Source organism: Streptomyces sp. NPDC058295, assembly GCF_042880655.1.
GTDB lineage: Bacteria > Actinomycetota > Actinomycetes > Streptomycetales > Streptomycetaceae > Streptomyces > Streptomyces coriariae.
The window spans coordinates 1-12,552 of sequence record NZ_JBHVYO010000096.1; the positions used below are offsets into that span (position 1 = coordinate 1).

Here is a 12,552-nt window from a genome sequence, read left to right on the forward strand (position 1 = left end):
GGCAGCCCCCTTGCGGGCTGCCCGCGCGGACCTGTCCGCTGCCTCTAGCGGGTCTCGTAGATGCGCTTGTGTCCGCTGATCCCGGCCAGCCGGTAGGGACCGGTGCTCTGCGCCGGGGTGGCGTGGTCGCTGCCGTCGGTGGGCAGGCGCTGCTCGTGCAGCGCCCGGTAGCCGGCGTAGTCGACCGGGGTGCGCCGCTCGATCGCGGCGCGGTGCTCCTTGGTGCGCAGGTGGTCGCGGTAGCCGGCGGCGACGGTCCCGGCGAAGAACTCCGCGACGCTGCCCGAGCCGTAGCTGAGGAAGGCGACGGGGCGGCCGCCGAGGTCGTCGGCCTGGTCCAGCAGCGCGGCCAGGCCCAGATAGACCGAGGCGGTGTAGCTGTTGCCGATCACCCGGTTGTAGGCCGTGGTCAGCCCCAGGTCGCGGGCGACCCTGTCCTGGTCGGTGTCGTGCCCGCACGTGTTCAGCAGGTGGCGGTGGGCCTTGTAGGCCATCTTCGTGAACGGCTGGTGGTAGCAGAACGCGGCGAACTCGTCGAGGCTGCGCCCGCCCTGCTCGCTGTAGTCCTTCCAGGTGCCCTCGACGGCCTGGAGGTAGGCGTTGACGGACTCCTGCCCGTCGACGAGGGCCTCGTCACGGTAGTTGGGCCGCCAGAAGTCCATCACGTCGGCGGTGAACACCCCCGACGGGTCCTCGATACGCACCAGCGCCGGGTCCACCCCCACCAGCATGGCCACCGCCGCGGCGCCCTGGGTGGCCTCACCGGGACTGTCCAGCTCGTACTTGGAGACATCGCTGGCGATCACGAGGACCTGCTGCGCGGGGTCGCGGCGCACCAGGCCGACGGCGAACTGCAGGGCGGCCGTCGCCCCGTAGCAGGCCTGCTTGAGCTCGACGACCCGGACCGCCGAGGGCAGGCCGAGCAGCGAATGCACATACACACCGGCCGCTTTGGCCTGGTCGATCGACGACTCCGTCGCGAAGATCACGGTGCGGATCCGGCTCGCGCCGTGCCGGGCGATGACGGGCGCGGCCGCCGCCGCGCCCAGCGTCACGATGTCCTCGTCGGCGGCGGGCACACTCATCGACTCCTGGCCGATGCCCACGTGGTACTTGCCGATGTCGGTGCCGTTGTGCGCGGCGAGCGCCGTGTGCGCGAGAACGAACTCGCCCGTCGCGAACGACAGGTCGTGGATTCCGATGGAGATGGACATGCCCTAAACACCAACCTTTGCGGTCTTGTTGTCGCGTTCCAGCTGGACGTGCGCGCGCATCAGCTCGCCGGGGTTGGTCTGGGCCGCCAGCAGCGAGAGTTCCCCGCACAGCACCGTGGCCGCCGCGATGACGGCGAGACGGCGCGCGTTCTCCCCGGTCGCGCGGTCCTCCCGGCAGCCGAGCCGGGTCAGGTTCGTCTCCACGAAGGCCAGGCCCTTGCCGTTGCCGACGGTGCCCACGATCAGGTTGGGCAGGGTGCAGGCGAAGTAGAGGTCGCCGTCGCGGTCCTCGGCCATGACGACGCCCTGGGACCCCTCGACGATGTTGGCGGCATCCTGGCCGGTGGCCAGGTAGAACCCCAGGAGCATGTTCGCGAAGTGGGCGTTGGCCGAGCGGATACCGCCGGCGAGGAGCGTGCCCAGGAGGTTCTTGCGGAGGTTGAGCTCGGCTATCTTCGCGGCCGTGGTGTGCAGGACGTCCTCCACCACCACCCGCGGCACGAGCAGTTCGGTGACGACGTTCTTGCCGCGGCCCAGGATCCCGTTGACCGCGGTGGCCTTCTTGTCGGTGCAGTAGTTCCCCGAGATCGACCCGTAGGAGATACCGGGAACGGTCTCGAGCAGATGCCCCAGGAGCGCGTCGGAGGCGAGGGTGGCCATGTTGTGGCCGGAGGCGTCGCCGGTGGAGAACTCGAAGCGGATGAACAGCAGGTTGGCGTTGATCTCGTGGCGGATGCCGATCAGCTCGGCGAACCTGCTGCACCCGCGCACCACGGTGCGCAGTTCGTCGATGCGCGCCTCGATGGTCCGCGCGGCCGTGTACGCGGTCTGCGCGTCCGTCGCCTCGACGAGGACCGAGCGGGTCATCCGCTCGTCGACGAGGGTGGCGACGATGCCCTGCTCGGCGAGCATGGAGACCTTCGCGCCGCGGCCCACCGAGGGCCACAGCGGCGACTCGTAGGTGGCCAGCGGCACCTGGGTCTCGGTGGTGGCGACGTTCCCCGATATGCGGACCGGACCGACCCACTGCATCGGTACGCCGGCGATCGCGTGTGTGTCGGTCATCGTGTGCTTCCCGTCATCTCGTGGAGGGCGTCGATGGAGTCGGTGGTGGTGGAGCGCCGGGCCAGGAGGCCGGTGTCGATGCCCCGGTCGGCGCAGAAGTCCCGCAGGGAACCGTGGATCAGCAGGTCGCAGCGCGTCAGGTCGGCCGGGGTGCGGGCGCCGAGCATGGTCTGCAGCGCCGCCAGCTGGTCGAGCCAGGTGGTGATCTGCGTGACGAGCGCGGGGACGCCGCCGTCGAGGAGCGTGCGCAGGAACCCACCCGACACGCCGACGGCGCGGGCGCCGAGCGCGAGGCTGCGGGCGACGTCGAGCGGATGGCGCACGCCGCCGGAGGCGAGCACCGGCAGGCCGGCGCCCCGGCAGTCCAGGAGGCAGGCGGCGGTGGACTGGCCCCAGCCGTGCAGGTAGGCGTAGTCGGCCAGCTCCCGGCGCCCGTTCTCGATGCGCGCGAAGTCGGTGCCGCCCCGCCCGGCGAGATCGGCCACCCGCACGCCCAGCTCCTTGAGCAGCAGGACGCTCTGCCGGCTCAGCCCGTTGCCGACCTCCTTGACGATCACGGGGACGCCGGCGCCGGCCGCGATCTTCTCGATCTGCCCGGCCCATGCCGCGAACGACCGGTCGCCCTCCGGCATGGGTGTTTCCTGCGCGGTGTTGACGTGGATCTGCAGGGCGTCGGCCTGCAGCAGGTCGACGGCGCGCAGGGCGTTGTCGACCGAGGTCGTGGCGTTGATGTTGGCCATCACGAACCCGTCGGGGTTGTGCGTGCGCAGGACACGGAAGGTGTCGGCGCAGGAGGGGTCCTTGAGGTAGGCGTTCATGGAGCCCGACGCGATGGCGACGCCGCTCTCGCGGGCGGCGGTGGCCAGATCCCGGTTGATGGCACCGGTCTTGGCGCTGCCGCCGGTCATGGCGTTGATGTAGAGCGGGGCCTGCCACTGGATGCCGCCGAAGGACGTGGCCAGCGAGACGTCCGGCCGGTCGATGCCCGCCAGCGCGTGGTGGACGAACGACACCTCGTCGAACTGGTTGAGGCCACTGTGCGCACGGTGTTGCTCCATGGCCAGGCGGACATGGTCGTCCTTGCGTTGAGCGCTGCTCATTCCTGGTTCCTTTCCGGGGTGGGACCGACCGACAGGGGCTGCACTCCCGTCGCGGCCCACCGCTGCCGTACGTGCGCGATGTCGTGTCCGGCCGCGGCGTCCAGCAGCGCGATGCCGCAGTCGCCGCCGCCCGCCCCCGACGGCTTGGCCGCGCCGCCGACGGCCTCGGCCGCCGCGCACAGCGCCGTCAGCTCGGGGGTGAAGATGCCGAGGCGTTCCTCGGCGTCCAGGCGGGCCAGCTCCTCGCGGGCGCGCCGGATCTGGTGCAGCAGCGCCCCGTCGTCGCCGGACTCGAGCGCGTCGGCCGCGGCGGTCACGAAGTCGGTGCTGGTCTTGATGAACTCGCGGTGCGAGGCGCTGCCCCGCCAGGTGCGCCGGTGCAGGCCGGCGACGAGCGAGGTGGTGGACGCCGGACGGCCGGTCCAGCCGACCTCCAGGCGCAGGCCGCGCGGCGGCGGCAGCGGGCGCACCGCCAGACCCGGCCAGGGCGCGCGCAGCGCTTCCCCGACGCCGCGGCGCAGCGCCAGGTCGAGCACGAACGCGCGGTCGGGTGCCCGGTAGCCGACCCAGCCGCCCCAGGTGCTGGCGGCGAGATCACCGCCGGAGCCGTTGGGGTCGATCCGGGCGGTGGCGAGCAGCGCCAGGCGGAACCGGCTCTCCAGCGAGAGCTCCAGGCCGTGGTGGGCCGCGACGGCGGCGACGGCCGCCACGGTCACCGCGCCACTGGAACCCAGACCGAACTTCGTGCCCGCGTCGTGCAGGTCGCTGCTGACCGAGATGCTCAACTGCGGTGCGGGCAGGCCGTGTTCGGCCAGCAGGCGGGCCACGGTCTCGACGGCCGACACCACGTGGGCCGCCGCGCGGCGCACCCGGGGCCCGTCCTGCCCGGGGCACACCTCGAGCCGGTCGCCCCGCCACCGCCAGCGCATCGCCTGCGCGACGAGGTCGGAGGTGATCACGACACCGGGCTCGTCCGGCGCGCGGACGGTGACCGCGACCGTGCGGCCCACCGCCGTCACGATCGCCGGGGTGCCGGGCTCCACCACCGCGTACTCGCCCGCGACGAACAGCTTGCCCGGAGCGTGCCGGACGACCGTGCGCGTGCCGGTCATCGCCCGCCCGCGTTCAGCAGGCGCACGCCCGGCCCCGGCCGGGCGATGTGCACCGTGGCGCGCGGGGCGGCGCCGCGCACGGCCGAGGCCACCCGCTCCGCGTCCGCGCGCCGGCACAGCACCTTGACGTTCGGCCCGGCGTCCATGGTGGCGTAGGCCGCGATCCCGTCCCGGCGCAGCCGCAGCACGCTGTCGAGGACCGTGAGCGTGGCCGGGGCCAGGTAGCGCACCGCGGGACGCGCCGCCAGCATCGTGGCGTGCATGCCGAGCGCGTTGCGCTCCGCGATCTCACCGACCGTGTCGAGGTCGGCGCCGAGCAGCGCGGCCCGCATGGCGACCAGGTCGTCCTTGCTGGAGGCGGCCCACGGACCGTACAGCGGCGAGGTGGCGACGGTGCGGCGCATCGCCTCGCGGCTGGAGACCGTCTTGGGCCCGGCGTCGACCACGGCGATGACCAGCGCGGGGTTGAGATCCCCGGCGGGCACCGGCTCGGCGTAGGAGCCGGCGTCCGCGCCGGCGCCGGTGCCGGTGCCCGCGTGCCAGACGGCGAAGCCGCCGAAGACCGACCGCGACGCCGACCCCGATCCGCGCCGGGCCAGCCGCGACAGGGCGGTGGCGTCGGGGCCGAGCCCGTAGGCGGCGGCGGCCGCCGCCGCCAGCGCGGCGAACCCGCTGGCGGAGGACGCCAGGCCCGCCCCGGTGGGCACGGTGTTCTCGGTCTCGACGACCGCCCGCACGGACCGCCCCGCCCGCTCGCGGACCAGGTCGAGGAAGGCCACGACGCGGCGCAGCGCCTCTCCCGCGGCGGGCACACCGCCCAGCCTCACCTCGTCGCGCCGCGCGGCGGCGTCGAGCCGGACGTGGGTGGTGGTGGGAAAGATGTCCAGGGTCATCGACAGGCTGTCGGTCCGGGGCAGGACCAGCTCCTCGTCGCGTTTCCCCCAGTACTTGACCAGCGCGATGTTCGGGTGCGCGACGGCGGTGGCCCCTGCCGCGGCATGCTGCCCGGACGGGCGCACCACGGCGGTGTGCTGCTCAGACATGGTCGGCGAGCCTCCTCAGCGGCACGACCCACGTCTGCGCGGCGCCGGCCTCGTGCAGTCGGACGGTGACGTTCCTGGCGTGCTCCGGCCGGGTCAGCGCGATCATGCAGCCGCCCATCCCGCCGCCGGTGATCTTCGCCCCGAGGCTGCCCGCGTCCAGCGCGGCCTCGACCATCGCGTCGATCAGGTCGGTACTGAGCCCGGCCGTGCGCAGCAGCCGGTGATAGCCGGTCAGCTGCGCGCCGACGTCCTGCGGCCGGCCCTCGGCGAGTGCCGCGACGGCCGCGTCGACGAGCTCGCCCGCACGGCGCAGGAACCCCTCCTGCGTGCCGTCGCGCCGGAATCCCTCGCGCAGCAGCTCGACCGCCTCCTTGGTGCTGCCGGCCGTGCCGCTGTCGGCGACGACGAGCAACGTGTCGCAGCCGAGCTTCAGTTCGCGGGCCTCACCGGCCTGGAACAGCAGCGGCGCCGACGCGCCGACGGCCACGGCGTCCACACCGCTGGCCCGGCCGTGCGCCAGGTTCTCGGCCGTCTGCACCAGGTCGAACACGGCCGCCTCGGTCAGTTCACGCTCGAAGAGATCGGCCAGGGCGAGGGCGATCGCCCGCGAGGTGGCGGCACTGGAACCGAGCCCGCGCCCGGGCGGGACGGCGCCGTCGACGATCACGTCCAGGCGCGGAGCGTCGCTCACCCCCAGCTGCGCCATGAACGCGGCGGTCAGCTGCCGCAGCCCGTCGGAGGCCTGCGTCACCATCGCCCGCGACACCGAACCGGTCATGGCGAAGGACAGGTTGCCCTGGGGGCCGGCGGAGGCGTCCGAGGTGTCCGCGGACCATCCGGCGCTCGCCGTGGCCGACAGCTGCGGGATCGGCACGGCGATCGCCGCGCCGCCGTACACGACGGCGTGCTCCCCCAGCAAAATGGCCTTGGCGTGAGCGCGACCGATGCCGACGGAGCGAGCCCGGTGGTGTGCCGAGACCCCCGCCACAGAGGTCGGTAGAGTCAACGCACTCAGCTCCCCTTCTCGTTTCTGCAGTGAGATCGAACTGATCGAACTGGTCGAACTGTCCGTGGTCGCGCCGGACTTGCGGTCCTCCCCGGCGCCGCAGGGCGCCGCACCGCACCGCGGGCCCCCGGCCGCGACGGCCTGCACCGCACCCGGCCGGCCGCACACCGCGCCCGGCGCCGGGCGCGCCGCGGACCGGGTGCGCGACAGGCGCGCGGACCCGGCGGGAGGGGGAAAAGGAGCGCGGCGCCGGCCGGCGGGCCCGGGACACGTCAGGCCCCGCCGCGGCGGCGTGAGGGGAACTCCCGCGTCGGGCGACGCCGGGCACGCGGGCGGACCCGCGCCGTACACCGGCGGTTCGCTCCGACCTGGGACGAGCGGGGACACCACACCCGCCCACCTGCCCCGAAAAAGTTTTCGGGCAGGGAAAATGTGCATCGATAGTGACACGGGGGTGCTCTCACGCCAAGGACACCTCAAAGTGACCTGGGTCACTTCAGGACGGGGTGGGGCGTACATGGCACAGCCTCTCGCCCGTCGCGCGTACCGGCCGCGGGCAGGGTCACCCGGCACCGGCAGGCGACGGGACCCGTGCCCGCGGCCGCCGGTGCCGGTCAGCGGGGGAGCCGTGAAGGACGGGGAGAGCGCTGCATCGCGATCTTCGTGAGCTCGTCGATGTCGAACGCGGAACGGCAGTTCGGCGCGCCGTAGCGAGTGATCTTCCCCCGGCTCACCCACTTGCGGATGGTCGCCTCCGACACCCCGACGGCGAGCGCGGCGACATTGGTCGGGACAAGCCGGTGGCGCGGCGGATTCGTCATGCGTCGGCCCCCTCGCGCTGCTGCTCCATGAGGTGACGCAGATTCAGCCACTCGCGCATGTCCCACACATGGCCCATGGAGCACTCCAGGCGCCCCGCCCGCGACCGCTCCCCGCTGCTCAGCGAGGTACTGATCGTCCCGCTGCAGTTGTCCACGACACACTTGCGGATCGCCGTACGCAGATCGCCCGCACCGGGATCGATCGTGCTGCGCAACTCGGCGGCCAGGCTCTCCACCTCGTCCGCGAAGCCGGCGGCGCAGGGCTGCGCCACGAGCCATGCGAGGTGCTGGGCCAGGAACCGGGCCAGCTGCGGAACGGAACGGCCCGGCACCGCGATCCCGTGATGCCCCGCGACGGTTTCCGACCACGAGCCCAGGGCGGTGAGAAGACGGTGACGGGCGTCGAGCACCGAGACGTTCAGATGATCCCGGGTACGGCTGCCCGACACTTTCGTGGGGTTGCTGCGCCGCGACGTCGGTGACGCGTGGTGCAGGCACTCCTGGTGGAGGGCGGGCAGTGCCCGCAGATCGCGTTCCGCCTGGGCGACGCAGCGGGCACAAAGGACGGATCCGCCGGCGGCGCGGCCCTCGTGGGCATGGTTTCTCGGGCACGGCTGTACCGTCATCGACATTTCTCCTCCGTGAGATGACTCGGCCCGTACCGCTGCAAGGCTCGAGACAGGGGCTGACAGTCCGAGTCGGAAAACCCCGACGAAGGGTTCCGGTCCGGCCGGACGGCCGGGCGGCCTCGGTCTGCCCTGCGCACGCAGCCGCCATGGGGGCCTCCCGCACCCATCGAACGTAACGACGGGTGCTGGAGGTCCGCTCCAGCCGCGTTTGTGCCTGCCCGGCACGAGCCCCGTACGCGCACCCTCTTCGAGCCGCGTTCCACCCGGATCCGAGCGGCTGCACCCAACGTGGCGCAGAAGGAGGGCCGATGGACGGCACGCACCGAGGCGGACCCGCAGCCCCGGCACCCGCCCCGCCCGCCCGGGGCGAAGCGCCGGCACACCGGCAGAGCGGCCGCGCCGGCACGGGGCCGCGAGGCCTTCCGGGCCCACAACGGCTCCGCGCGCCCGGACGCACGGCGCCGCGCCGGGACACCGCCACCGTCCGGGCCGCCGGCCCCGGCCCGCCCGGTGCGGGACGGGCGCGCCGCCCCGCCCAGGCCGACAACCCCGACGCCACGGCGGCGGCCGTCCTCGCCCGGCCCGAACTCCCCGGCCCGCCCAGAAAGTCGCCCACCGCCCCCGCGGACCGCGCGGCCCGTGCCGGCGGCCCGGCCCCGAGCACGAAGGCAGGCGCATGACCTCCTCGCCCGCATCCCCGCCCGCGGCGGCCCCCGCCGCCCACCTCGACGCAGGCCTGCTGTCACCGGTCCGCGCCGGCACCCCCGTCGAGGCGGCCGTGGGCGACCACGCCTGGCTCCAGGCGATGCTCGACGCGGAAGCGGCCCTGGCCCGCGCCCAGGCCCGCTGCGGCACCGTGCCCGCCTTCGCCGCCGACGCCATCACCGCCGCCGCCCGCGCCGACCTGCTGGACGTCCGCGAACTGGCCCTGGCCGCACGCGAGACCGCGAACCCGGTCGTGGGCCTGGTCAAAGCACTGACCGCGCTGGTCGCACAGCATTCGGCGCAAGCCGCCGAATACGTGCACCGCGGCTCGACCAGCCAGGACGTCTTCGACACCGGCGCCATGCTGGTGGCCGCACGCGCGCTGCGCCTGATCATCGCGGATCTGCGGACCGTGGCCGCCGCACTGGCCGACCTCGCGGCCGCGCACCGCGACACCGTCATGGCGGGCCGCACCCTCGCCCTGCACGCCGTGCCCACGACCTTCGGACTCAAGGCGGCCGGCTGGCGCCAGCTGGTCCTGGACGCCGTCGACCGGCTCGAACGGGTCGCCCACGGCGGCCTTCCGGTGGCACTCGGCGGCGCCGCCGGCACCCTCGCCGGCTACCTCCAGTACGCGGGCCAGGACGCGGACCCCGCGACCGTGCTCGACGACCTCGGCACCGCCTTCGCGGCCGAGACGGGCCTGAGCGCCCCCCTGCTGCCCTGGCACGCCCTGCGCACCCCCGTCGCCGATCTGGGCGCCGCGCTCGCCCACACGGCCGGCGCCCTCGGCAAGATCGCCGCGGACGTGCTGGTGCTCACCCGCACCGAGATCGGCGAAGTCGCCGAGCCCGCGGTCGCCGGACGCGGCGCCTCCTCGGCCATGCCGCACAAACGCAACCCCGTACTCGCCACGCTGATCCGCTCCGCCGCCCTCCAAGTACCCGCACTGGCAACCGTCCTGGTGCAGTGCCTGCCCGCCGAGGACGAACGCTCGGCAGGGGTGTGGCACGCCGAGTGGCAGCCACTGCGCGAAGCCCTGCGGCTCACCGGTGGCGCCGCACACACGGCCGTGGAACTCGCCCGGGGACTCACCGTCCACCCGGAACGGATGCGCGCCAACCTCGAGGCCACCGGCGGACAGCTCGTCTCCGAGCGGGTCTCGGCCGTCCTGGCACCACGCCTGGGCAAGGCGGCCGCCAAGGAACTGCTCACCCAGGCCTCGCTGCTCGCCTCCCGGACCGGCCGCCCCCTGGCCGACGTGCTGGCCGAACTCCCGCAACTGGCCGGCGTGCTGAACCGGGACGAGGCGGCAGCACTGCTCGACCCGGCCCGCTACACCGGCGCCGCCGGCCCACTGGTGGACCGGGCCCTCACCACACCCTCCCACCAGCCCACCCCCGCGGACCGGGACTAGACGACCACGCCACCCCCACCCCCACCCCCACCCCCACCCGGCCACCCGGCCCGGCCGCCCCGAGCGGCCGGGCCACCGCGGCATGAGCCGAGTGGAGGCCGGGCAGCGGGCTGCCGGCCCTTGCCTGCGGGGCGGGGGACCGGGGAGGGCCGGGCCGGTTCTCAACGCCGGGGCTGGGCCTGCCCGGTGGCATGAGGAGGAGGGCCGGGTGGCCCCGGCCCTCCTGCTCGGTCGTCCGGCCGCCGGGAGAGCATCCCGATGAGGCCGCCCGGCCCGCCGCGCAACGGCAGCAGGCCGCCGGGGCCCGGGAATCGGGGCCCGGCGGCCTGGTGGGCTAGCCCCTGCCGGCGCTCTCGTGGTCCAGGATCTGCGACATCGCCTGGGCCAGCACACCCGCCGGGTTCTCGGCCGCGCCGGCGGAGCGCCACGCGACATGGTGGTCGGGGCGGACCAGGACGGCGCCGTCGTCCGCGATCTCCCGTACGGCCGCCCAACTGCCGTCGGGGTCGGCGTACTGCCCGCCGTCCCCGATCCGGGCCACGGTGATGGGGAGGGAGAACTTCTCGGCGACCTGCTCGGCCGCCTCGGCCCAGGCCGCGCCCGCGGGGCCGGTGATCAGGACGAACGCGGTCGAGGCCCCGACCAGGTCGTGGGTGGACACGCGCCGCCCGTCCCGTTCGGTCCACGCGTGCGGCAGCCGGTGCCCGGGGCGGGTGGTGGGACGGTAGTCGCCGCCCATGGGCGAACGGGGCTGCGGCTCGCTCCCGTCGGGGACGAGCGCGCCGTCCTCGTAGGCGAAGCCGATCTCCAGGTCGTGCGCCTGGCACTCGGCGCGGTGGGTGCCGAAGAACTCCGCCGCCCTGGCGCGGGTGACCGCGCCGATGGGGGAGGGGGCGAAGTAGGCGCTGAACGCGGACGAGCGGCGCTGCGGCGGGACATGCGGGCCGAGGCCGAGCGCGGCCTCCGTCATGACCCGGTGGTGGAACCAGGTCGCCAGGCCCCACTCGACGTTGCGCCTGCCCAGCGGCCGCCGCTCGGTCTCGTAGGTGTCCAGCAGGCTGTCGTGGGCGCGGCCGCCGAGCACCGCGGCCAGCTTCCAGGCGAGGTTGTGCACGTCCTGGATGCCGCCGTTCAGGCCGAGCCCGGTGGTGGGCGGCTGACGGTGGGCGGCGTCGCCGACGATGAGCACGCGGCCGGCCCGGTAACGGTCGGCGAGGACCCCCTCGACCGTCCAGTGCGACACCTTGTGCACCGTCAGGTCGAGGCCGGGCAGGCCCAGTACCTCGCGCATCCGGTCGGCGATCGCCTCGTCGTCGGAGCGGTCCACATCGCCCAGACTGAAGGTCAGTCCCCACTCCTCGCAGTGCCTGCCCCAGGTCGGCCCCATCTCCAGCAGGGCGCTGTTCAGGTCGGGGCGCTCGGGGTTGACGAACCAGGTGATCAGGGAGCCCTCCTGCCACCACTTCGACAGGTCCGCCGAGAAGTACGCGGTGGTGACGTCGGCCATGTTGAACACGCCCTGCATCTGCACCCCGAGCGCGGGGCCGAGCGTGCGGCCGCCGTCGGCGGCGATGACGTACCGCGCACGGACCCGGGTGACCTCGCCGCTCTCACGGTCGCGGATGTCGGCGACGACCCGCTCGCCCTCCTCGGCGAAGGCGACCAGTTCGTGGGAGAAAAGCACCCGGCCGGGATTGCGCTCCTCGGCCTGCCGTCGCAGGATCGGCTCCAGCCGCAGCTGCGGCAGCTTGACGGGCAGGACGGGACCGTCCGCCGCGTAGATCTCGGTCAGCGCGCCGCCGCCGAAGGCGTCCATCTCGTGGATCACCCGCGCGTCCAGAGGCCCGTCGCCGGTGAGCGTGGTCTGCCAGCGCACCCGGCCGAACCGGTCGGTGGTCGAGGCGCGTTCGACCACGGCGTCGTAGAGGCCGTGCTGGCGGAAGATCTCCATCGTGCGCTGGTTGATGTAATGCGCCTTCGGCAGAAGCGACGTGTCCGCGTGCCGTTCCACGAGCAGGTGCCCCACACCGTGGTTCGAAAGGAAGACGGAGGCGGACAGGCCACAGCCACCGCCACCCACGATCAGAACCGGAACCTCGGTTTCCTCCATACTCGGCCTTCCATAAGGTGAGGGCCCCCATGCAGGGCGTCAGACGATCACGGACGACCGCGGCCGGGCGGCGGGCGGAACGGGAAAGAGGCGCGGCCGCCATACGGTCCCGCAACACGGCGATGGCGCCACCGGGACGGCGTTCTTCTCGGCCCGATGCCGCGGCCCCCATCATCGGCCGGGCTGATTGGCCCGCACTATTTCCCGGCTTGGCGCCGGGTTGGTGCCGCCCGCGCGCCGGACCTGCGGCGCGCGGGGACGAGCCGCACCTCGCGCTGTCCGCCTGACGGGCCACCGGCCCGCCGCCCGGGCCGGCTTCCAGGTCACCGC

11 protein-coding genes are annotated in these 12,552 nt (G+C 74.0%); 2 read left to right on the forward strand and 9 right to left on the reverse strand.

Going from position 1 to position 12,552, the window contains the following annotated elements:
• Positions 1–44: 44 nt before the first annotated feature.
• The 8 genes from ACFVYS_RS43250 to ACFVYS_RS43285 form a co-directional block, all read right to left on the reverse strand.
• A complete protein-coding gene (locus tag ACFVYS_RS43250; protein WP_389511317.1) occupies positions 45–1,214 on the reverse strand; it encodes a hydroxymethylglutaryl-CoA synthase in 1,170 nt (389 codons plus the stop codon).
• 3 nt (positions 1,215–1,217) lie between these two features.
• Positions 1,218–2,279: a hydroxymethylglutaryl-CoA reductase gene (locus tag ACFVYS_RS43255; RefSeq protein WP_389511319.1), complete on the reverse strand. Its 1,062-nt coding sequence runs from the start codon at positions 2,277–2,279 to the stop codon at positions 1,218–1,220.
• Positions 2,276–3,379 (reverse strand): type 2 isopentenyl-diphosphate Delta-isomerase, encoded by a 1,104-nt coding sequence (gene fni / locus ACFVYS_RS43260; RefSeq protein ID WP_389511321.1) that lies wholly within the window; start codon positions 3,377–3,379, stop codon positions 2,276–2,278. The genes ACFVYS_RS43255 and fni overlap by 4 nt, the downstream gene beginning before the upstream one ends.
• Positions 3,376–4,491 carry a phosphomevalonate kinase gene (locus ACFVYS_RS43265; RefSeq protein ID WP_389511323.1) on the reverse strand — a complete coding sequence of 372 codons (1,116 nt, stop codon included), beginning with the start codon at positions 4,489–4,491 and terminating at the stop codon, positions 3,376–3,378. The genes fni and ACFVYS_RS43265 overlap by 4 nt, the downstream gene beginning before the upstream one ends.
• On the reverse strand, positions 4,488–5,534 hold the full coding sequence (gene mvaD, locus ACFVYS_RS43270) for a diphosphomevalonate decarboxylase (protein ID WP_389511325.1): 1,047 nt from the start codon (positions 5,532–5,534) through the stop codon (positions 4,488–4,490). The genes ACFVYS_RS43265 and mvaD overlap by 4 nt, the downstream gene beginning before the upstream one ends.
• Complete coding sequence (gene mvk / locus ACFVYS_RS43275; protein WP_389511335.1) at positions 5,527–6,522, reverse strand: mevalonate kinase; 996 nt, start codon at positions 6,520–6,522, stop codon at positions 5,527–5,529. Before mvk ends, mvaD begins: the two co-directional genes overlap by 8 nt.
• 632 nt (positions 6,523–7,154) lie before the next feature.
• Complete coding sequence (locus ACFVYS_RS43280) at positions 7,155–7,361, reverse strand: hypothetical protein (protein ID WP_310437272.1); 207 nt, start codon at positions 7,359–7,361, stop codon at positions 7,155–7,157.
• A complete protein-coding gene (locus tag ACFVYS_RS43285; protein ID WP_389511327.1) occupies positions 7,358–7,987 on the reverse strand; it encodes a hypothetical protein in 630 nt (209 codons plus the stop codon). Before ACFVYS_RS43285 ends, ACFVYS_RS43280 begins: the two co-directional genes overlap by 4 nt.
• 311 nt (positions 7,988–8,298) lie before the next feature.
• On the opposite strand from ACFVYS_RS43285, the gene ACFVYS_RS43290 reads away from it, so the two are divergent.
• Together ACFVYS_RS43290 and pcaB are read left to right on the forward strand one after the other, a co-directional pair.
• Entirely contained in the window at positions 8,299–8,670 is a 372-nt protein-coding gene (locus ACFVYS_RS43290) for a hypothetical protein (protein WP_389511329.1), read from the forward strand.
• On the forward strand, positions 8,667–10,112 hold the full coding sequence (gene pcaB / locus ACFVYS_RS43295; RefSeq protein WP_389511331.1) for a 3-carboxy-cis,cis-muconate cycloisomerase: 1,446 nt from the start codon (positions 8,667–8,669) through the stop codon (positions 10,110–10,112). The genes ACFVYS_RS43290 and pcaB overlap by 4 nt, the downstream gene beginning before the upstream one ends.
• 334 nt (positions 10,113–10,446) lie before the next feature.
• Here pcaB and ACFVYS_RS43300 read toward each other — a convergent pair whose 3' ends face one another.
• On the reverse strand, positions 10,447–12,222 hold the full coding sequence (locus ACFVYS_RS43300) for an FAD-dependent monooxygenase (RefSeq protein ID WP_389511333.1): 1,776 nt from the start codon (positions 12,220–12,222) through the stop codon (positions 10,447–10,449).
• Positions 12,223–12,552: the final 330 nt, after the last annotated feature.

Coding starts and splice junctions, on each gene's coding strand:
- ACFVYS_RS43250 (WP_389511317.1), bottom strand. CDS start 1,214: ATGTCCATCTCCATCGGAATCCACGACCTGTCGTTCGCGACGGGCGAG.
- ACFVYS_RS43255 (WP_389511319.1), bottom strand. CDS start 2,279: ATGACCGACACACACGCGATCGCCGGCGTACCGATGCAGTGGGTCGGT.
- fni (WP_389511321.1), bottom strand. CDS start 3,379: ATGAGCAGCGCTCAACGCAAGGACGACCATGTCCGCCTGGCCATGGAG.
- ACFVYS_RS43265 (WP_389511323.1), bottom strand. CDS start 4,491: ATGACCGGCACGCGCACGGTCGTCCGGCACGCTCCGGGCAAGCTGTTC.
- mvaD (WP_389511325.1), bottom strand. CDS start 5,534: ATGTCTGAGCAGCACACCGCCGTGGTGCGCCCGTCCGGGCAGCATGCC.
- ACFVYS_RS43280 (WP_310437272.1), bottom strand. CDS start 7,361: ATGACGAATCCGCCGCGCCACCGGCTTGTCCCGACCAATGTCGCCGCG.
- ACFVYS_RS43285 (WP_389511327.1), bottom strand. CDS start 7,987: ATGACGGTACAGCCGTGCCCGAGAAACCATGCCCACGAGGGCCGCGCC.
- ACFVYS_RS43290 (WP_389511329.1), top strand. CDS start 8,299: ATGGACGGCACGCACCGAGGCGGACCCGCAGCCCCGGCACCCGCCCCG.
- pcaB (WP_389511331.1), top strand. CDS start 8,667: ATGACCTCCTCGCCCGCATCCCCGCCCGCGGCGGCCCCCGCCGCCCAC.
- ACFVYS_RS43300 (WP_389511333.1), bottom strand. CDS start 12,222: ATGGAGGAAACCGAGGTTCCGGTTCTGATCGTGGGTGGCGGTGGCTGT.